The sequence below is a fragment of the Nocardiopsis terrae genome, from assembly GCF_014651695.1.
Classification (GTDB): domain Bacteria; phylum Actinomycetota; class Actinomycetes; order Streptosporangiales; family Streptosporangiaceae; genus Nocardiopsis; species Nocardiopsis terrae.
Genome location: NZ_BMXJ01000009.1, coordinates 162,005 through 181,105 on the forward strand (window position 1 = coordinate 162,005; position 19,101 = coordinate 181,105).

The window sequence follows — 19,101 nt, forward strand, 5'->3', positions numbered from 1 at the left end:
TCCCCGCTCTTCGTCGGTGAGCTCGGACCCGCGGCTCCCGGTCGCACACCGGCGTCGGAAGCCACGGATTCGAGCATCAGGACCTAGTTCGGTTCCCAGACCCCGTTGGGGTCCCAGACCCCGTTCGGATCCCAGGTCCCGTTCGGATCCCAGGTCCCGTTGGGGTCCCAGGTCCCGGCTGCTTCGCCCGACACCTGGAAACCGTTCTCGTCGGCCGCGGCCACAGCCGAGGAGGCCAGGGCGATCCCGGCTCCGGCCAGCAGTGCCGCCGTCAGTGCGCGCATGATGCGTTCCCCCTTTCTCTCCGGACCCCCTGTGAAGGGGCTCACACCAGTAGGACGCACCGACAGCGTTCCGTGTTCGCTGACACCCGGCATCGGCCAGGACCGTGCGCCCGCGGACCAAATGTGCTCTGGGCTCCCGGGTCTGGACCTTGCTGGGGCCACGCCGCCAGAACGGTGTGCCTCCACCGGGTAGGAACCCGCCATGGGTGACGGGAAGCAGTTCGCGGGGGACACAGCACGACCGGACGAGGCACCGGCCGCCGAGCCGGGGGCCGGGGCCGACGGCGCGGGCACGGCCGGGCTCGAGAACGCCGCCGAACTGACCCTGTCGGCTTTCTGCTGGTGGCGGTCCGACCTCCCGCGGGAAGTCTGCGAGGACTACTGGCGCGACGTGCACGGGATCATGTTCGCCCGTGTCCCGGGCCTGTGGCAGCTACGTCAGTTGCGTCTGGGCGCCAACCGTCCCGACCTCTGGCCCGAGGCCCGAGGTGTCTCGTTCGAGGCGCCGGACGCGGCCCAGCCCCAGGGCCTGCCGCACGGGCTCTTCCGGTCCGAGGCCGACCTGGCCGCGTTCGCGGACCATCCGATGGCGCGGGAGACCATCCCAGAGGACGCACACAACTTCCTCGGCCGAATCGGTGCCCAACTGTCGCCCCCGGGCGGCGGCCGCACCCTCCTCGACCGGAGCGACGCCCCCGCCGTGCAGGGCCCTCCCCACGTGCCGACGTTCGTGCTCTGCTTCGTCCCACGGGCCGGAGCCGCCTCGACCGAGGAGTTCCACCGCTACCTGGCCGAGCGCGTGGCGCGCCCGTGGAGCGGACGTCCGAGCGCCCTGCGGGTGCGCGTCGAGCCGCTCCCCCCTTACGCCCGTTCTGCGATGGGCTCGCCCGGTGTGCCGCACCAGTGGCCGAACGACCAGACCTATCTCGGCTGGATCGAGTTGGCGGCACGTGACCGGGGCGCGGTCGGTGAACTCCTGGCGAGCACGGCCACCGGCGAACTCTCCGAACTGGTCCGAGCCGTCCACACGTACCCGGTCCGGGAGATCCACACGCTCATCCGCGCCGGGCGCCCCACGGAGGTCGGCCTGCGCGGCTACCCGGCGGTGCGGGCGATCACCGCCGCGGGCGCGGACAACCAGCGGGACGAGGACCTCCTGCACCACCTCTTCGGCGACGCCGTGCGCGGGCTGGACCAGCTCAGGCGGCGCCCCTGAATCCAGCGGGACCCCGTGAGCCGTAGCGGTCCCGCGCCCTACCGGGAGCATCCTGCCCCGGGGGCCCTCTCCTTGTGTCCTGGGCCCAGGAGTCCGCGTTGCGTACCGGGGCCCGCGCCCACGCCGGAAAGGACCGCCTGCCATGACCGTGACCGAACACCCCTCGCCGAGACCCCCTGCTGAAAAGCTCAGCGTCGAACAGTTCGAGGTCATCGCCCGGGCCGCCGCCCGCGAGGACGTCACACTTGAGTACCTCAGCGGCAGGATGGAGATCCGCCCCGTGCCCGACAGCGACCACAACGCGGTCCTCATGTGGTTGATGCGCCAGTTCATGACACAACGGGCGGACCTGGACCTGAACGTCACCGGCCAGGGCCTGAACGTGGACACCTACCGCAGGGGCCGGGTACGCCCGGACGGCATCCTCGCACCCGTGGACCACTTCGCCGGACAGGGCGAATGGGCCGGCCCACGGGGCGTGCTCGCCGTGGTCGAGGTGACGTCCTGGGACTTCGACACCAACGCTCGGGACCGCGTCGGGAAGGCGCGGGCCCATGCCCCCTCCGGGATCGGCGCCTATCTCCTCGTCGACCGTGACGACGACAGCGTCACCGTACACAGCGAGCCGGACGGGGACCGCTACCGCAACATCGTCACGCTCGGCTACGGGCACACGGTCGAGATCCCCGGGGTCGGGATCACCCTGGACACGACCGGGCTCAAACGGTACGGCCGCTAGTCCATCCGGAGGGTCCCCGAGCGTCCGGGTTCGGGACCGGTCTCACAGTCCCAGGACGCGGGCCTCGGTCCCGGGGTCCAGACCGACGCGCGGCCGGTCGGGGCGCTGGGGTGCCCCGCCGCCGACGGCGCGCAGCCAGTCCCAGGTGTCGGCGACGGTCTCCGCCACCGGGCGGCACCTCAGACCGGTGGCGAGCGCCCGGTCGACGTTGCCCTGGTGCAGGGTCCCGTGCAGTTCGCCCGGGGGCAGCCAGACCGGCAGCTCCCGCCATGGGGCGATCCCGGCCTCCTCGATCACCTCGGGGGAGGTCCAGCGGAACTCGGCGTCGGAGCCGGTGGCCTCCCGGCAGGCCTCCAGCAGGCCCGCCATGGTGGTGTGCCCGACCGGGCTGACCGTGTTGAACGGTCCGCCCAGCCCCTTCTCCGCCGCATCGAGGGTCCAGGCGGCGAGGTCGCGTGCGTCGACGTACTGGAGCGGCAGGTCGCGCGGCCCGGGCGCCAGGACCGCCCCGCCCCGGGCGATCCGGTTCAGCCACCAGGGCAGGCGACCGACGTTCTCGTGCGGGCCGAGGATGAGCCCGGCCCGCACGAACAGGGCGCGCCCGCCGAACACCGCCTCCGCGGCCAGTTCGCCGCCGCGCTTGGCCGTCGGGTAGTGGGTTCCGTCATCGTCGGGCGGGGCCTCCACCACCGGCGCGTCCTCATCCGCGCCCGGCGCGGTGGGCGAGGTGTACACGGAGCGGCTGGAGACATAGGAGTAGTGGCCGACGCGCCCCTCCAACAGGCGGGCCGCGTCGGCCACCGCGGACGGCGCGTCCGACCAGGTGTCGACGACCGCGTCCCACTCCCCCGCCGCCAGCTCGTCGAGACCGCCCTCCGCGGTGCGGTCGCCGCGGCGCACCTCCACCCCTTCGGGGGCGGGGTGGCGTCCCCGGTGGAAGACGGTGGTCTCCCAACCCCGGGCGAGCGCGTCCGCCACGACCGCCCGCCCCACGAACTCGGTACCGCCCAGAACCAGAAGTCTCCTCATGCGGCCAGTCTCGCGGCCGGGGACCCCGAACACCAGGGTTGCCTGCTCACAGCAGAACCGGCATGCGGGGAGCCACCGTCGGGCCGTTCCGCGTCACCGCGGACCGAGAAAGCGCAGGAGCGCCTCCGCCGTCTCCTCCGGCGCGTCCTCGGGGAGGAAGTGGCCCGCACCGGCGATCCTCTCCTGGCGGGCCCCGGGGATGGCCGCGGCCAGTTCGTCCCCCATCGAGGCGGGCATCCAGCCGTCGTCCTCGCCCCACAGGACCAGGGTGGGTGCGGTGACCCGGTCCAGCCTCCGCACGGCCTCCTCGGTGTCGCGGAAACTGACCGCCGCGACCTGGTCGACCCAGCGCTGCTGGCCCCGGGCCCCGGCCCACGGCGCGAGGTAGGCGGCGGCGACCTCGTCGGACATCGGACGGCTGGTCGCGGTGTGCACGCGCGGGTTGACGATGTCGGCGAACACGCTCGGCTCCATGGTCGCGTAGACCTCCGCGTGCCGCTGCATGTGTTCGGTGAACCGGGTGTTCCACGGGCCGATGACGGCCGCGTCCAGCAGGGCGAGCCGGTTCGCGGGGACGCCTTCGACGAGGTGGGCCCGCGTCACCACGCCGCCGCCGATGTCGTGGCCGACCAGGCTCGGCGCCTCCAGGTTCCAGTGTTCGACGAGTTCGGCCAGGGTGCGGGCCTGCTGGGCGATCGACGGCGGTACCCCCGGGTCGGGGTGGGAGCAGCCGAAGCCGAGCATGTCCCAGACGTGCACGGTGTGCTGCCGGGCGAGGGAGGGGACGACCCCGCGCCAGAGGTAGGAGGAGGCCGGGGTCCCGTGGACCAGGACCACGGGCGGGCCGTCCCCGAAGACCCCGGTGGCGACCTCGCCACCGGAGACGCGGACACGGTCGGTGAGCTGCCAGCTTTCGGTTCGGGTGGGCACAGCGGACCTCCATGTAAGACTTATAATTGCCTTGCAACGCTTACGCTAACATGGAGTAAGACTTGAAAATAGGTTTTAACGATTACACCCGGGGGGCTGCGCTGGCCACCGAGCTGGTCAACACCTCACCCCTGGTCCGCGAGGCCGGAGAGGTACTCGCCGATCCCGGGGCCCTGCGGGACTTCCTGTCCGAACACGGCGTCGACGGAGGCGAACCGGGGACCGACGACCTCGAAGAGGTGCTCTCCCTGCGGAGCCGACTGCGCGACATCCTGGAGACGGAGGACGAGGACGAGACCGCCGAGGCCGCCAACGCCCTGGTCGCACGGGCGGGGGTCGGCCCCGCCCTGCACCGCGACGGTGACGGCCGGTGGCGGTGGTACGTCGGGACCGTGCCGGAGGCCCCCCTCGCGGACCGGCTGGCGGTGCTCGCCGGAACCGGCCTCCTCGGCGTCCTCGACGTGCTGGGCCACGGCCGGTTCCGGCACTGCGCCTCGTCCTCGTGCGAGGGAGTGTTCGTCGACACCAGCCGGGCGGGGCGGCGGCGCTACTGCACGCCGAGCCTGTGCGGTAACCGGCTCAACGTCGCGAACCACCGCGCCCGCCGGTCACCGGGACGACCGTGACCCTGGCCGGTCGGGGACCGGATCAGGCGAGGTCGCGCCGGGCCGTGGTGAACGAAGCGGCCAGGGAGGCCAGGACGGCGTACCCCACCAGGGCGAGGGCGGCCACCCACACCGGGAGGAACTGGCCCGGGTCGAACCCGAAGTCGGCGCTGCTGGTGCTGTAGAGCGAGGCGAGCGCGATACCCGGCATCCAGGAACCGATGGTCTGGACGACCTCGTTGGGGACCACCATGAACGCCGGCTCGACCATGAACACCCACAGCAGACAGGCGACGACGGCGGCGACCTGGTTACGGACCAGGGCGCCGACCCCGACCCCGATCATCGTGTAGACGCCGTAGGCGGCGATCGTGCCGCCGACCACGCGCGGCACCTCGTTGGCGGCCAGGTCCAGGGAACCGCCCGCGGACAGGATGGACGCGGCGACGGCGCTGCCGCCCAGGACCGCCACGGTCAGGCCGAAGCCGACCCCGACCAGGGCGGCGGTGACCAGCTTCGCCCCGATCACCCTGCCCCGTTCCGGGGTGACCAGGAAGGTGACGTTGACGGTGCGGTGCTGGTACTCGGTGGTGACCATCAGGACACCGATGACCAAAGCGAACGTGGTGCCGTTGGCCAGCTGGGGCCAGGCCATCGCGCCGTACTCGGCGCTGTCCCGCCCCGGTCCGTGCTCCATCCCCGCGACGAAGAAGGTGCCGGCCAGCATCAGCCCGGTCCAGGCCAGGGCCGCGAGGAGCAGAATCCACCAGACGCGGGTGGTGAAGGTCTTGCGCAGTTCCGCCTTGAGGAGGGGAATCACTGGTCCGCACCGGCCTTTCCGAAGGTCATGGGCATCGACCCGGTCGAGGTGAGGCGGAGGAAGGCCTCGTGCAGGCTCTCGCCCTCCCTGGTGAGCTCAGCCAGCGCGCTCTGCTGGACGCTGCGCCCGCCCGCGATGATGACGACGTTGTCGACGGTCTGCTCGACCTCGGCGAGCACGTGGCTGGAGACCAGCACGGCGACCCCGCGTTCGTGGGCCTGATAGCGCAGGAAGCGGCGCAGCCAGTCGATGCCCTCGGGGTCCAGTCCGTTGGCGGGCTCGTCCAGGATCAGCACCTTCGGTTCGCCCAGCAGGGCCGCCCCCAGGGACAGGCGCTGGCGCATGCCCATCGAGTAACCGCCGACCCGTTTGCGGCCCGCCTCGGTCAGTCCGACCTCCTCCAGCACCTCGTCGGCGCGGGAGACGGGGATACCGGCGGCGTCGCACACGACCCGCAGGTGGTCGCGGCCCCTGCGCCCGGGGTGGAGGTTGGTGGCCTCCAGGACCGCGCCGACCTCGGTCAGCGGGTCGGGGATGTCGGTGTAGGCGCGCCCGTTGACCAGCCCCTCGCCGCTGTCCGGCCGGACCAGCCCGAGCAGGCAGCGCAGGGTGGTGGTCTTACCCGCCCCGTTGGGGCCGAGGAAGCCCGTGATCGTTCCGGGGTCGACGGTGAAGGAGACCCCGTCCACCGCTTTCTTCTTCCGGAAGGACTTTCTTATTTCCCTTATCTCAATCGCTGCCATGCAACTCACCTTCGCCGGGGACATACTCATCCAGTTCGTCCGTGAAAGAACGCTAACAGTGGTTTCTGCCGGTTCTCGTACCTGGCGAGGAATGCTGGACAGCGCGTCAGGACCTGACTTTCGCGGGTTCCTCCGACCCCGGATCCCCTGGTAGGCGAGGCCGCCATGACCACCGAGACGGGCCCGAACCCGCTGGCTCCCGAGGCACCCCACAACTTTCGATGTAATTCAGACAAGCTTTCGGTGTGCCCACCGAAGCGTTGACACAACGAAAGACAGGGACGCGGCGCCCGGCATCTCACCCCGCACCGAAAAAGGGTTCCGGGAAATGGCCGGATCCGGACACGAGAAGCCGAGGGGGCCGAGGAGGCGGACGCGGCAACCGGCTTCGGCGGGCGTGGTCCTCAGGGCCGTGCCCGCTCCAGCAGGAGTGCGCGTTCGCGTTCGTTGCGGGTGAGCTCGGCGGCCCGTCCGAACTCCGCGCGGGCCTCCTCGGCACGGCCCAGGCGTTCGAGCAGGTCGGCGCGGACCGCCGGGAGCAGGTGGTAGCCGTTCAGGGTCCCGGAGTCGCGCAGGGCGTCGACGACGCCCAGTGCGGCGCCGGGACCGAGTGCCATCGACACGGCCACCGCCCGGTTGAGTTCGGCCACGGGGGATCCGGTGCGGCGGACCAGGGACTCGTACAGGGCGGTGATCCCGTACCAGTCGGTGTCCTCTGGCCGCAGGGCCACCGCGTGTTTCGCGGCGATCCCGGCCTGGAGGGAGTAGACGCCCCGGGGGCGAGCGGGGTCCGCTGGAACCGAGCGCTCCAACGCGGCCAGCCCCCGGCCGATGAGCAGCCGGTCCCAGCGTGACCGGTCCTGTTCGGCGAGGGGGACGGGGTCGCCACCGGGACCGACCCGGGCGCGGAACCGGGAGGCCTGGAGTTCCATCAGCGCGAGGAGCCCGTGCACCTCGGGTTCCTCGGGCAGCAGTTCCGCGAGGACCCGGCCCAGGCGCATGGCCTCCTCACACAGTTCCGGTCGCAGCCAGCGCTCACCCGACGTGGCCGTGTACCCCTCGTTGAAGACGAGGTAGACCACTTCCAGCACGGAGTCGACACGGGCGTCGCGGTCCTCGCCTGCGGGAACCTCGAAGGGGACCCTCTTCCTGGCGAGGGTGCGCTTGGCGCGCACGATCCGCTGGGCGACGGTGGACTCGGGCACGAGGAAGGCGCGGGCGATCTCGTCGGTGGTCAACCCGCCGAGCAACCGCAGGGTGAGGGCGAGGCGGGCCTGTGCGGGCAGGACCGGGTGGCAGCACACGAACATCAGCTTGAGGAGGTCGTCACCGTAGTCCTCCTCCAGGACGGCGTCGAACTCCGCCTGCCCGTCGTTCTCGGTGACCTCGCGCCCCAGCTCCACCATGCGCAGCCGGAAGCGCTCGTCCCGCCGCCAGCGGTCGAGGACGCGGCGCCGGGCGACCGTGGTCAGCCAGGCCCCGGGTTTGCGGGGAACACCCTCCTCCGGCCACTTCTCCAGGGCGCTGACCAGGGCGTCCTGCGTGAACTCCTCGGCCAGGCCGACGTCACCGACCATCCTGGTGAGCGCGGCGACCAGGCGGGCCGACTCGATCCGCCAGACCGCCTCCACCTCGCGTTCGACACCGGTGTGGCCCACGGCACCATCCCAGCACCGCGGGCCGCACCGCGCAACAGGATTCAGCCGTTCCGGCGCTCCTGCTCGGCACGCAGTTCGCGCTCGCGCTCCTTGAGCTCCTCGGGCATCCGGTCCAGGTCCTCCAGCTCACCGATCCGGCGCAGCTGGAGCTTGATCCCGGCGCCGCTGCCCTTCGGCGGATGCGGGCAGCGCCTGGCCCACTCCACGGCCTCCGCGCGCGAGGACACCTGGAGGACCCAGTACCCGGCGATGAACTCCTTGGCCTCGGTGAAGGGGCCGTCGGTGACGGACACCTCACCGTCGCGGAAGAGGATCTCGGCGCCCTCGGAGGTGGGTGCGAGCCCCTCACCGGTCAGCAGGACACCGGCCTTGGCCATCTCCTCGTTGTACCTGGCCATCTCCTCGTAGACCTCCGGGCCGATGTCGTAGGCGGCGGCCTCGTCCTCGGGAGTGGACATGATCGACATCAGGTAACGCATGGTGTTCGCCTCTCGTCGTGGAGGGTGTCTCCCCCGCTCTCACCAGTACGTCGAACGGGTCGGGCCCGGATCGACACCCCATCCTCCCTCCCCCCTTCTGAACAACGCTTTCATTCATGAAGCCAGGGTTGACGCGCAGGGCTCGCGGATCAGGCCGGTTCCGTATCCACCGCTCCGGCCGGTCTCATGGCCTTCGGCGGGGTCGACGGAGGCCGCCAGCGGAGCCCGTCTCCGCTCGGCACGAGTCCCTCCGCGGTGACGGGGCGCTCGATCACCCTTCCCGTCTCCGCGGCCATCGCCGACGCCTGAAGCCGCAGCCCGGTCCCCATCACGTCGCCGACCACCTCGGAGGAGAAGATCGGGTTTCCCCCCGCCTGCGCCTGCGGCTGCGTGCGCCGCACGTCCTGGGAGAGCCTGGCCGAGGTGCTCGCCATCCTCCGCCGCACCTCCTCGGCCTGTGTGACGAGGTCCTGCGCGTCGGCGATCCCGCCGACCAGCTCGACGAACGCCTCCGCGTCCGTGCGCCCGCACCCCGCGACGTTGCGCGCCTGCCAGAAGTAGGAGTCCTCGTCGGCGTTCATGTCGTAGAAGCCCACGAGGAACTCGTAGAAGAGCCCGTACTCGCGTCGGTAACGGGCCTCGAACTCACCGAACCCGGCTTGCTCGTCGAGCTCGCCGGCGAGGCAGCTGTTGACGGACCGTGCCGACAGCAGCGCGCTGTAGGTCGCCAGGTGCACACCGGAGGAGAACACAGGGTCGACGAAGCACGCGGCGTCGCCGACCGCCACGTACCCCGGAGACCAGAAACGGTCATCGCAGTAGGAGTAGTCCTTGCGGACCCGGACCCGCCCGTAGGGGCCGCTCGTGACCCGCTCGACCCCTTCGAGGTTGTCCCGGACGGTCGGGCACTGGTCGATGAGCCCGCGCAGCGCGGCCGCCTTGTCCCCCTTGAGCAGCCCAGCCGCGGAGCGGTCCACGACGGCACCGACACTCGTCAGGTCATCGCCCAGCGGGATGTACCAGAACCATCCGTGCTCGAACGCGATCGACTGGATGTTCCCGCTGTTGGGCTCCGGGCGGCGCTTTCCGCCCGCGAAGTAGCCGTACACAGCGATGTTGCGGAAGAACTCCGAGTACCTCCGCCGGATCCCCAGCCTCCGGTGGCTCGTCCCGGTGCTGCCGGAGGCGTCGACGACGTACTTCGCCGCCACCCGGTGTTCGGCACCGGACGCGTCGGCGTAGACCACACCTCGCACCCTGCCCCCGTCCAGCACCAGGTCCCGCACCTCGCACCGCTCGCGTACATCCACCCCGTTCTCGCGGGAGTGGTCCAGGAGTATCTGGTCGAACCTCATCCGCTCCACCTGGAAGGCGTAGGAGGTGGAGCCCTCCAGTTTGCTGGACGTGCCGAAGGTGAAGTCCCAAGGCTCCTCACCGGCGCCCCACTTGAAGTGGCCGCCGCGCTTGACCGTGAACCCCGCCTCCTCGATCTTCTCGCTCACTCCGAGGATCCGGCACACTCCATGGACTGTGGAGGGCAGGAGCGACTCGCCGATCTGGTGGCGGGGAAAACTCTCCCGTTCAAGCAGGACGACGCTGTGGCCGTCCTTGGCGATGAGGGTGGCCGCCGTGGAACCCGCCGGCCCTCCGCCGATGACGACCACGTCAACGGACTCCACACCATTTCCTCGCATCAATTCCTCCCATGAAGAACCGGTTCGGACATTCACCGATCAACCTGTGGCGACCAGTAAATACAAACCGGATACCTGTTCCAAATCAAGATCTCATCGTTTTCCGGGCCGACGAGAACCCCCCGGGGCCCGTCTCGCCGGCGGGACGGGCCCCGATCGCACGGCGAACACAGCGCGACCTCCGCCGGACAGGACCATCAAAGAACTCCGAGGCCCGCGGTCCGTGGCCACCCTGAACCGCCACGGCCGACGCGCACCCCCGTTGACTCCGGAGAACTCCGGTTGACAATCATTGGCGGGGTAACAGATAAAATCCGGAACGTGATACCCCAAGGAAAGAACGGCAAAGGCCTTCCAGCGATCCGGATCCACATACCACAACCGCCGGCATGAGACGGATGACTTCCATGCGCGTTCTATTCACCAGTTACGCCGAGAAGACGCATTTCTTCACCATGGTCCCCCTGGCGTGGGCACTGCGCACAGCCGGCCACGACGTACGCGTCGCCAGCCAGCCCGAGCTCGTCGACGCGATCACCTCCACTGGACTGCCCGCCGTCCCGGTGGGCCGGGACCACGGCATCAGCCGGGTCCTCGCGGCCTTCCCCCGCCTCCGCGAGAAGATCGGCGAGGGAAAGCTCCCGCCCTTCGACCGGGCGGACGCCCCGGACGAGGATCTGACCTGGGACTACCTGAGATCGGGCTTCGACGACGTGGTGCTGAGCTGGTTCCGGATCATGAACGACCCGATGGTCGAGGACCTGGTCGGATTCGCCCGTTCGTGGCGGCCCGACCTGGTGATCTGGGAACCGGGGACCTTCGCGGCGCCGATCGCGGCCGAGGCGGTGGGGGCCGTCCACGCCCGCCTGCTGTGGTGCGTGGACTTCTACGGGCGCACCCGCTCGCTGTACACACGGCTCAGGGACCAGCAACCGCCCGGAGCCGCCGGGGACGCGCTCGCCACGTGGCTGGACCGCACCGCGCGCCGGCACGGAGCACGCTTCAGCGAGACGATGACCCACGGCCACTTCACCATCGACCAGCTACCGCCCTCCCTGCGCATGAACACGGGCTACCGCTACGTCCCGATGCGCCACTCGGTCTTCAACGGGCGGTCGGTCATCCCGCCGTGGCTGTGGGCACCGCCAGAACGCCCCCGCGTCTGCCTCACCCTCGGGATGAGCGCGACCGAGCGGCTCGCGGGCTACTCGGTGTCGGTGGGTGAGCTGGTGGAGTCGCTCGCGGAACTGGACGCCGAGATCGTGGCGACCGTGGCGGAAAAGGAACAGGACGCCCTCGGAACACTGCCCGACAACGTACGCGTGGAAAGCTTCGTGCCCCTGCACGCCCTGCTCCCCCACTGCGACGCCGTCGTCCACCACGGCGGATTCGGCTCCACCTTCACCGCCATCGCCTCAGGCACACCCCAGGTCGCGATCCCCCAACAGCTGGACGCGCCGTTCACGGCACGCCGGCTCGCCGCCCAGGGCGCCGGCATCCACCTGACCACCGCCCAGGCCACCGGCGACCGCGTCCGCGACGCCGTCACACGCCTGCTCACCGACCCCGCCTACCAACGCGGCACGGACCGCCTCCGGGCGGAGATGATGGCACAGCCCACTCCGAACGCCCTGGTCCCGTCGTTGGAGGCGCTGGTCGCGGAACACACGGGCGCCCGTACCGCGGCCCCGGTGTCCGGACCCGTAGCGGTGAGAGAGGTATGAGCGGGGTCGAACTCGACGGGGTGACCCTGCGCGACCAGGATGCGACCATCCTCGACCGCATCTCACTGCGGCTGGAGAGCGGAAGGGTCCACGGTGTCCTTGGCCCGAGCGGCGCCGGGAAGTCGAGCCTGTTGTCCCTGATCGCCGGCTTCTCGCCCGCCACGTGCGGCACGGTGCGCGTCGGCGGCCGACCGCTCGGCGTCGGCGGGGTGATCATCACCGAACAGGTCGGCCTCGTCCGCGGGCACCTGGTTCCCGACCCCGCCAGCAGGGTCGAGGACACCCTGGCCTTCACCGCGAGCCTGCGCTCCCATTGGTGCGACCAGGTGGCCCTGCGGCTCCTCGACCGCTTCAGGATCCCGCTCGGCGCACCGCTCTCCCGCCTGTCACAGGGGGAACTGTCCGCGGTCGGCACGGTCCTCGGCCTCGCCGCCCGGACACCGGTCACCCTCCTCGACGAGTGCTGCACCGGTATGGACGCGAGGATGCGCGACGTGTTCCTCGACGAGCTCCTGGCCGACCTGATGGTGTATCCGCGCACCGTAGTCATCGCCACCCAGCTGATCCAGGAGGTCGGTCCGCTGTTCGACGACGTGGTCGTCCTCGACCGGGGCCGCGTTCTCCTCCATGAGCGGGTCGGCGACCTCCAGTCGCACGGCACGTGCGTCACCGGAGCCGTGGAACAGGTCGACGACCTCGTCCGCGGGCTCCCCCAGCTCGACGAACGGGAGCTCGGCCCGGCCAAGTCGGTCGTCGTGTACGGTCCGCTCAGCGAGGAGCGGCTCGCCCTGGCCCGGGAACTCGGTCTGGATCTGTCACCCATCGGATTGCCGGAGCTCATGGCCCACCTGGTCGAGGACACGCACGGGCCCCGTTGACGCGGGGAGCCCGCCCGCACCGTCCCCCGCTCCGCGGAAGGCCCACCCCTCCCCGGTCCCAGGGCCGGACTCCTCTCGGAGGTCCATCGATGCAGGATCCCCACGTGACCACGCCCGTCGCCCTCGGTGCGATCGGCTGCAGCGACATCGCCAGGCGCCGCACGCTGCCCGCCGTCACCGCCTCGGACGCGACCCGGCTCGTCTGCGTCGCCGCGCGTGATGTCCGGCGCGCCCGGAAGTACGCCGACGAGTTCGGGTGTGCGGCGGCGCGGAGCTACACGCACCTGCTCCAGCGCCCGGACGTGACCGCGGTCTACATCTCGCTTCCCGCCGCGCTGCACGCCGACTGGGCCGAACGGGCACTGCGGGCGGGCAAGCACGTCCTGGTGGAGAAGCCGCTCGCGACCGACGGAGCGCAGGCGGAGCGGCTCGCCCGAGTGGCGACCGACCTGGGTCTGGTCCTGATGGAGAACTTCGCGTTCGTCCACCACCGCCAGCACGCCGAGGTCGACCTCCGGGTGCGCCGGGGGGACATCGGCGCACCGCGCTCGTTCGCCGCGTCCTTCACCATCCCGCCTCGTCCCGCCGACGACATCCGGTACCGCGCCGACCTGGGCGGCGGCTCTCTGCTCGACAACGGGGTGTACCCGCTGCGAGCGGCCCTGCGCTTCCTCGGCCCCGGCCTCGATATCGCCGGGGCCGTGCTGCGCGAGGACCGCGACCGTGGGGTGGTCGTCTCGGGCAGTGCCCTCCTGGTGTCGCGGCAGGGAGTAAGCGCCCACCTGTCCTTCGGGATGGAGAACGCCTACAGCGCCTACTACCGGATCGAGGGCAGTACCGGATCGCTCGGCCTCGACCGCGCGTTCACCCCGCCGCCCGACCACCGCTGTGTCCTCACCGTCCACGGCCCCGGGGGCGAGGAGCGGATCGCCATGCCCGCGGACGACCAGTTCGCCGCCATGGTCCGAGACTTCGCGGGTGCGGTGGCGCGCCCCGGCGCCACCGCACCCGCGTTGTCGGACTCGCTGCGGTTGTCGGCCCTCGTGGATCGGATCCGCGCCGAGGCCGTTTACGTGACCGTGCGGTGAGACCGCGGCGCCGACACGGCGCCGCCCACGACCGCCTCCTCCCGATCCTCCTCGAGCCCGGGGACCTCCTGGGCGACCAGGAACTGGGTGGAGGCCAGGTCCCGGTACAGACCGTCCCCGGCGACGAGTTCGTCGTGGGAGCCCACCGCGCGAATCTCCCCCTCCTCCATGACCACGATCCGGTCAGCCACCGTGACCGTGGACAGGCGGTGCGCGACGACCATCACCGTGGTCTCCTCGCGAAGGTCCTCCACGATCTCCCTGATCGCCATCTCGTTGTTCGCGTCCAGCTGGGAGGTCGCCTCGTCCAGCAGAAGCAGCCTCGGGCTACGCAGGAGCGCACGGGCGATGGCCACGCGCTGGCGTTCACCGCCGGACAGGGAGCTGCCGCGGTGGCCGACCTGCGTCTCCAGCCCCTTCGGCAGCCGCTCGACGAGGCCGCCCAGCCGTGTCTTGGCGATCACCCGGCCGATCTCCTCGTCACCGACGCCGCGCGCGCCCAGCGTCAGGTTCTCGCGCAGGGTCCCGGCCAGGACCGGGGCGTCCTGTTCCACGTAACCGATGACGGAGCGCAGTTCGGCCAGCGGCCACTCGCGGACGTCGCGCCCGTCCACCAGGACAGCGCCGGACTCGGGTTCGTAGAAGCGCTCCAGCAGGGCGAACACCGTCGACTTCCCGGCGCCGGAGGGACCGACGAACGCCGTCAGGCCGCGCGGGGGCACGTTGAAGCCGACCCCCCTGTGCACGAGTGGGCCGTTCTCGGTGTACCGGAAGACGACGTCCTCGAAAGCGACCCCGGCCGGCTCCGGATCCTCCGCCCCCGCGGGCTCTGGGGGCCGGGCCAGGCCCGGTTCGGTGTCCAGCGACAGCACCTCGCGGATCCTGCTCAGGGCCGCGGCCCCGGCGTTGAAGTTGGCCGCGGCGCTGACCAGCGAACCCATGGGGGATACCAGGTAGAAGACATAGAGCAGGAAGGCGATCAGCGTACCCACGTCGGTGTCACCGGTGACGACGCGCGCGCCGCCCACCCCCAGTACCGCGAGGAAGGTGAGCTGGACGGCGATACCCACCGCGGTCCCGTTGACGGCCTCCAGCAGGCCGACCCGCAGACCGTGCTTCCAGGCGTTCCTCGCGGCCCGGTCCGAGGTGGTGATCTCCTCGTGCTCGGCGCCGGCGGCCTTGACCGTCCGGAAGGTACCGAGCGTACGCTCCAAGGACGCGTTGAGGTCGCCGACCTCCGACTGCACCTTGCCCGTGGCGGTCTGGATGTGCGGGACGATCATGCCGACGACCACGGCCGCGAGCGCGAGCACCCCCGCGGTCGCCCCGAGCAGGACCAGGTCGAGCGTGGCCATCATGATCAGGATCGCCACGACCACGACACCCCCGGTGACCGTCTCCACGAGGGCTTGGCTCACCACCGTCCGCAGCAGGGTGGTGTCCGTCGTGACCCGCGACATGAGATCGCCCGGGGAGTACTTCGAGGTCTCCGACAGCCGGAGCCGCAGCAGGCGGCCGAGCAGTCGGCGACGCGACTCCAGGACCACGGACTCGGCGATGCGTTGCAGGACGTAGTAGCCGATCGTGTTGAAGACCGCCGCCAGCACGACTAGCAGGGTGAGGAACAACAGGGCGCGGTTGACCGCCTCCCCCGCGTCCAGGCCGTCGACCACCATCTTGGCGGCGACCGGCTGGACCACCGCCACCAGGCTGCCGAGCAGTGCGAAGAACCCGCCGAAGAACAGCAGGGACCTCTGGGGCCGCAGATACGAGAACATGTCCCGCCAGGCGGTCGCGCTGAGGACCGCAGCCCGGCCCTCCTGCTCCTCCTGGCCGTCTCCGGTCGTCTGTCGAGTCATGGGATACCTCCGTGCGTGTGCCGTAAGAACCGGTGCCGGTGGCCGCTCCGCGGCGCGGAGCGGCCACCGGCCGACCTGTGCTCAGGAGGACCGTTCCTCCTCCAGCCAGTCGGCCGCCGCGCGCGAGACCGCGTCCCGGGCGGCACGGACCTCGGCGGCCAGCGGCCGGTCCCGGTCCAGGGGCGGCGAGACGCGCGCGAGCTCGTCCCACAGGCCGCCCCCGCTGGTTCCGCGTCCGGTGAGCGCCGAATACTGGGTCAGGCCCAGCGCGAGCGACCCGATGGTCAGCCATGCCAGCTTCACGGCCTCGGAGACCGAGTTGGCGCCGTTCAGGGCCATGGGGACGTGGTCCTGGTTGCCGCCGTTGGTGGGCAGCGTCGTCAGAGAGGCGGGATAGCAGAGCTGGCGGATCTTGGCGACGAACGACGTGGCGCTGAGCTGGACCCCCGCCAGTCCGCTCCCGCTGCCCGGACGCGGGGTCAGCATCGGCGCCAGTTCGCCGTTGGTCGTGGGCGTGCACAGCAGGGACAGCTGGCGGTCGGCCAGGTAGGCGACCTGCTGCAGGCACAGCGCCGTCTGGTCCGAGCTCAGGCCCACCGGCATCGCATGGAAGTTCCCGCCGTGCAGGACCTCTCCCTCGAAGCAGATCGGGTTGTCGGTGGTGCCGTTGGCCTCCCGGCACAGCACCTGCTCGATGAAGTCGAGCTGGTCCTGCACCGCGCCGAGAATCTGCGGCACGCAGCGGACGCTGTACGGCTCCTGAAGGGGCCGGTCTGCTGCGCGCTCGGCCCCCGCCGGCAAGTCCGCGCGGATCCACTCGGCGACGGTGAGCTGGCCGCGCTGGCCGCGCACGTGGGCGAAGCCGGGCTCGTAGGCCTCGGGGTTCGAGCCGAGCAGCCCGGCCATACGCGCGGTCAGGCCCGCCACGGCCCGCACCATCCGCGCCACCTCGGCGTGGTTGTGGACGGCCACGGCGAGGCCCACGCTGGTTCCGTTCACGAAGGCGAGCGCCTCCCGGGCCGGCCAGACGATCGGCTCCACGCCCAGGGCGCGCAGCGCCTCGGCGGCGGGCACGACCGTGAACGTGCCGTCCTCGGTCCTCTGCCAGGCCTCGCCGACACCGGCGTAGGCCAGGGCCGCGTGCGCCAGGGGCTGGAGGTCACCGCTGGCGCTGACCGTGCCCTCGCGCGGGATCACGGGCGTAAACCCGCGGTTCCACAGCTCCGCAAGACCGTCCCAGAAATCGGGTGAGACCCCGGAGTGGCCCTTGCGCATGCTGTTCAACCGGATCCACACGACGAGGCGGCACACCTCGGGGGCCAGCGGATCGCCCTGCCCGGTGCCCAGGTGCGCGATCAGGCCGCTGCCCTGCTGCTCGTGGGAGCTGTCGGCCTGGAAGGCCACCAGAGGTCCGAAGCCACGGGTGATCCCGTACACGTCCTGGTCCGACGCCAGCGCCTTGGCCAGGACGTCCTGGCTCTCCTGCATCCGTTCACGGTCGCCCGGCCCGCACTCGGGCAGGGCGGCGTCCCATCCCGCCGCGCGGATGACGGCGTCCAGGCTGTCGGCGGTGTTCTTCTCGGCGGTAACGGTAGTCGTCACGGCTTCACTCCTGTGTCGGGTGTGTGCGCGGGTTGGAGTCGGCGGGTCTTGCCCGTGGCGGACCGCTCGATGCGCTCCACCATGTGGACCCTGAACGGTCGGGGCCCCAGTTCCGCCGCCACGGAGGTGACCCGGGCGGGGGTGAGGTACGGGGTGTCGGCGGCGGGAACGACGTAGAGGTCGAAGTGTTCGCCGACGGTGTCGTGCGTCACCGGCAGGGCGGCCAGATCAGCGCAGCGCAGGGCCGGCCGCAACCGGTCCTCGACGGTGTCGAGGCTGATCCTGCGCCCGTTGATCTTGACCAGCCGCTCGCGCCGCCCGGCGAAGCGGAAACCGCGGTCCCCGCTCGGTACGACGTGGTCGTCGAGCCGCCACCGGTCCGGCGGCCGCTGCCCGGGCACGCTCGCGAGGCGCGGACTACGGATCTCCAGCGGGCGCTCCCCCTCTCCGGCCGGCCCGTCCCAGTCGAACTCGGTGTCCTCCAGCAGATGCCAGTCCGGATCATCCGGCCCCCAGACGCGCTGGGCGACGCCGCCGGACTCCGTCGACCCCAGGACCTCGATGGCACGCGCCCGCTCCGGGCCCAGGGCGTTCAGCAGCCGGGCTCCGGCCGGGGGGAGCGTCGCCGTGCTGTGCAGGAACGTGAGGTCGCGTGCCTCACGCAGCCACGGCGAACGCGGGCGCAGGAGCGAGAACGTCCACGGGATGGCGATCACGGCCCACCGGCGGTCGGGCGACGGGGGCATGCCGCAGTCGATTCCGGGCCGGTACCAGACCGGTACGCCGAGGCGGGCGGGGACCAGCACCGTGGCCAGCGCCCCGAACACGTGGCGGGGCGGGGCGAAAGAGAGGACCGCCTCCGGCCGGTAGGGCCGGAGCAGGTCCGCCAGGAGACCGGCCTCGGCCCAGAGCTGGTCGCGCGTGCGGCGCCAACACGTCCTGTCGCCGCTGGTGCCGGACGTCCACGTGTCGAGGTGGTCGGGAAGGGCACGGGCCACCAGCTCGGCCGGGTCCCGCCCGCACCAGTCGACCGTCCACGGGTGGTCCCGGGAGTCGGGAGCGGTGAAATCGGAGGCGAGCAACGCGGTCGGTGACAGTTCCTCGTACGGCAAGTCGAATCCTCGCTCCATCTCGTGTTCTCCCCCTTCCGCGGACGGGCGGCGCCGCTTCGGAACCGAGGAGGAAGGGTCGCGCGGAGAACGGTGGAATAGATGTGGCGGCGCCGTGACACCCTCGCGGCCTTCCGGCGACGACGGGCCCACTTATACATGCACCCCGGCGCCACGCAGACGAGCACACTTTCGAATAACACGGAAAACTCCACTCAATAAATTCGCGGACACCGTCGTCCGCACCCCGTGAATCCACAGCCCACGGACGTTCTCACGCCTTTCCCCGGGTATCGCCGCGCGCTGTGCCCGTCTCGCCGGCAGGACATCCGCGTCCCCGTCGTCCGCGGTCGGCGCCCTCGTGCGGGACCCGTCCCGTACCGGAGCGGCACCCGCTCCGCGCCGGAGGGCTCCGGCAGCCCGGGCTGTGAGCGCCGTGTGAATAACTGGTGATCCGAGGGCGGGAGTATCGGAACGTCCGCATCGGAGGAGCCCTGGAACCCGCCTCCCCCAGCCACGCGGACAGCTGAACAACACGTTCCGTAGTGCCTCCGAAACAAAGTTGAGCGAGATGACGCATGGAAGCTGCCAACAGAAATCCCGCGGCGACGGCCACCGGCTCCAGAGCCGACAAGAAGACATCC

At 71.1% G+C, this 19,101-nt stretch carries 17 protein-coding genes; 6 read left to right on the forward strand and 11 right to left on the reverse strand.

Annotated features, from left to right (window positions below; all coding sequences use genetic code 11):
• Positions 1 to 83 precede the first annotated feature (83 nt).
• Complete coding sequence (locus IE195_RS23995; RefSeq protein WP_191275556.1) at positions 84 to 284, reverse strand: hypothetical protein; 201 nt, start codon at positions 282 to 284, stop codon at positions 84 to 86.
• A 202-nt stretch (positions 285 to 486) separates the two neighbouring features.
• On the opposite strand from IE195_RS23995, the gene IE195_RS24000 reads away from it, so the two are divergent.
• The gene (locus IE195_RS24000; RefSeq protein WP_191275558.1) at positions 487 to 1,500 is read left to right on the forward strand and encodes an ethyl tert-butyl ether degradation protein EthD; all 1,014 of its coding nucleotides are present in this window, start codon (positions 487 to 489) and stop codon (positions 1,498 to 1,500) included.
• Between the two features lie 142 nt (positions 1,501 to 1,642).
• Positions 1,643 to 2,239, forward strand: a complete 597-nt coding sequence (locus IE195_RS24005) for a Uma2 family endonuclease (protein WP_191275560.1) — start codon at positions 1,643 to 1,645, stop codon at positions 2,237 to 2,239.
• Positions 2,240 to 2,281: 42 nt separating this feature from the next.
• Here the strand turns inward: IE195_RS24005 and IE195_RS24010 are convergent, their stop codons facing one another.
• Both IE195_RS24010 and IE195_RS24015 read right to left on the reverse strand, forming a co-directional pair.
• A complete protein-coding gene (locus tag IE195_RS24010; protein ID WP_191275562.1) occupies positions 2,282 to 3,268 on the reverse strand; it encodes an NAD-dependent epimerase/dehydratase family protein in 987 nt (328 codons plus the stop codon).
• Positions 3,269 to 3,361: 93 nt separating this feature from the next.
• The gene (locus IE195_RS24015) at positions 3,362 to 4,198 is read right to left on the reverse strand and encodes an alpha/beta fold hydrolase (RefSeq protein ID WP_191275564.1); all 837 of its coding nucleotides are present in this window, start codon (positions 4,196 to 4,198) and stop codon (positions 3,362 to 3,364) included.
• A gap of 62 nt (positions 4,199 to 4,260) precedes the next feature.
• Here IE195_RS24015 and IE195_RS24020 point away from each other — a divergent pair, with 62 nt between their 5' ends.
• Positions 4,261 to 4,824 carry a CGNR zinc finger domain-containing protein gene (locus IE195_RS24020; protein WP_191275566.1) on the forward strand — a complete coding sequence of 188 codons (564 nt, stop codon included), beginning with the start codon at positions 4,261 to 4,263 and terminating at the stop codon, positions 4,822 to 4,824.
• 22 nt (positions 4,825 to 4,846) lie between these two features.
• On the opposite strand, the gene IE195_RS24025 is transcribed toward IE195_RS24020, so the two are convergent.
• The 5 genes from IE195_RS24025 to IE195_RS24045 form a co-directional block, all read right to left on the reverse strand.
• On the reverse strand, positions 4,847 to 5,623 hold the full coding sequence (locus IE195_RS24025; RefSeq protein WP_191275568.1) for an ABC transporter permease: 777 nt from the start codon (positions 5,621 to 5,623) through the stop codon (positions 4,847 to 4,849).
• Positions 5,620 to 6,366 carry an ABC transporter ATP-binding protein gene (locus IE195_RS24030; RefSeq protein ID WP_225942297.1) on the reverse strand — a complete coding sequence of 249 codons (747 nt, stop codon included), beginning with the start codon at positions 6,364 to 6,366 and terminating at the stop codon, positions 5,620 to 5,622. The genes IE195_RS24025 and IE195_RS24030 overlap by 4 nt, the downstream gene beginning before the upstream one ends.
• A gap of 404 nt (positions 6,367 to 6,770) precedes the next feature.
• Positions 6,771 to 8,024: an RNA polymerase sigma factor gene (locus IE195_RS24035; protein WP_191275570.1), complete on the reverse strand. Its 1,254-nt coding sequence runs from the start codon at positions 8,022 to 8,024 to the stop codon at positions 6,771 to 6,773.
• Between the two features lie 41 nt (positions 8,025 to 8,065).
• Positions 8,066 to 8,503 carry a YciI family protein gene (locus IE195_RS24040; protein WP_191275572.1) on the reverse strand — a complete coding sequence of 146 codons (438 nt, stop codon included), beginning with the start codon at positions 8,501 to 8,503 and terminating at the stop codon, positions 8,066 to 8,068.
• Positions 8,504 to 8,652: 149 nt separating this feature from the next.
• Positions 8,653 to 10,182 carry a tryptophan 7-halogenase gene (locus IE195_RS24045; RefSeq protein ID WP_229826415.1) on the reverse strand — a complete coding sequence of 510 codons (1,530 nt, stop codon included), beginning with the start codon at positions 10,180 to 10,182 and terminating at the stop codon, positions 8,653 to 8,655.
• A 422-nt stretch (positions 10,183 to 10,604) separates the two neighbouring features.
• Here IE195_RS24045 and IE195_RS24050 point away from each other — a divergent pair, with 422 nt between their 5' ends.
• The 3 genes from IE195_RS24050 (at position 10,605) to IE195_RS24060 (ending at position 13,887) form a co-directional block, all read left to right on the forward strand.
• Positions 10,605 to 11,921, forward strand: coding sequence for an activator-dependent family glycosyltransferase (locus tag IE195_RS24050; protein ID WP_191275577.1), 1,317 nt, complete (start codon positions 10,605 to 10,607; stop codon positions 11,919 to 11,921).
• Positions 11,918 to 12,799, forward strand: coding sequence for an ATP-binding cassette domain-containing protein (locus IE195_RS24055; RefSeq protein ID WP_191275579.1), 882 nt, complete (start codon positions 11,918 to 11,920; stop codon positions 12,797 to 12,799). Before IE195_RS24050 ends, IE195_RS24055 begins: the two co-directional genes overlap by 4 nt.
• 104 nt (positions 12,800 to 12,903) lie before the next feature.
• Complete coding sequence (locus IE195_RS24060; protein ID WP_229826416.1) at positions 12,904 to 13,887, forward strand: Gfo/Idh/MocA family protein; 984 nt, start codon at positions 12,904 to 12,906, stop codon at positions 13,885 to 13,887.
• On the opposite strand, the gene IE195_RS24065 is transcribed toward IE195_RS24060, so the two are convergent.
• The 3 genes from IE195_RS24065 to IE195_RS24075 all read right to left on the reverse strand — a co-directional run bounded on the left by IE195_RS24065 (position 13,869) and on the right by IE195_RS24075 (position 18,478).
• Positions 13,869 to 15,746 carry an ABC transporter ATP-binding protein gene (locus IE195_RS24065; protein ID WP_191275583.1) on the reverse strand — a complete coding sequence of 626 codons (1,878 nt, stop codon included), beginning with the start codon at positions 15,744 to 15,746 and terminating at the stop codon, positions 13,869 to 13,871. The genes IE195_RS24060 and IE195_RS24065 overlap by 19 nt on opposite strands.
• A gap of 81 nt (positions 15,747 to 15,827) precedes the next feature.
• On the reverse strand, positions 15,828 to 17,348 hold the full coding sequence (locus tag IE195_RS24070) for an HAL/PAL/TAL family ammonia-lyase (RefSeq protein WP_191275585.1): 1,521 nt from the start codon (positions 17,346 to 17,348) through the stop codon (positions 15,828 to 15,830).
• Positions 17,345 to 18,478, reverse strand: a complete 1,134-nt coding sequence (locus IE195_RS24075; RefSeq protein WP_225942296.1) for a class I adenylate-forming enzyme family protein — start codon at positions 18,476 to 18,478, stop codon at positions 17,345 to 17,347. The genes IE195_RS24070 and IE195_RS24075 overlap by 4 nt, the downstream gene beginning before the upstream one ends.
• Positions 18,479 to 19,101: the final 623 nt, after the last annotated feature.

Coding starts and splice junctions, on each gene's coding strand:
- IE195_RS24000 (WP_191275558.1), top strand. CDS start 487: ATGGGTGACGGGAAGCAGTTCGCGGGGGACACAGCACGACCGGACGAG.
- IE195_RS24075 (WP_225942296.1), bottom strand. CDS start 18,478: ATGGAGCGAGGATTCGACTTGCCGTACGAGGAACTGTCACCGACCGCG.
- IE195_RS24040 (WP_191275572.1), bottom strand. CDS start 8,503: ATGCGTTACCTGATGTCGATCATGTCCACTCCCGAGGACGAGGCCGCC.
- IE195_RS24010 (WP_191275562.1), bottom strand. CDS start 3,268: ATGAGGAGACTTCTGGTTCTGGGCGGTACCGAGTTCGTGGGGCGGGCG.
- IE195_RS24005 (WP_191275560.1), top strand. CDS start 1,643: ATGACCGTGACCGAACACCCCTCGCCGAGACCCCCTGCTGAAAAGCTC.
- IE195_RS24030 (WP_225942297.1), bottom strand. CDS start 6,366: ATGGCAGCGATTGAGATAAGGGAAATAAGAAAGTCCTTCCGGAAGAAG.
- IE195_RS24055 (WP_191275579.1), top strand. CDS start 11,918: ATGAGCGGGGTCGAACTCGACGGGGTGACCCTGCGCGACCAGGATGCG.
- IE195_RS24065 (WP_191275583.1), bottom strand. CDS start 15,746: ATGACTCGACAGACGACCGGAGACGGCCAGGAGGAGCAGGAGGGCCGG.
- IE195_RS24050 (WP_191275577.1), top strand. CDS start 10,605: ATGCGCGTTCTATTCACCAGTTACGCCGAGAAGACGCATTTCTTCACC.
- IE195_RS23995 (WP_191275556.1), bottom strand. CDS start 284: ATGCGCGCACTGACGGCGGCACTGCTGGCCGGAGCCGGGATCGCCCTG.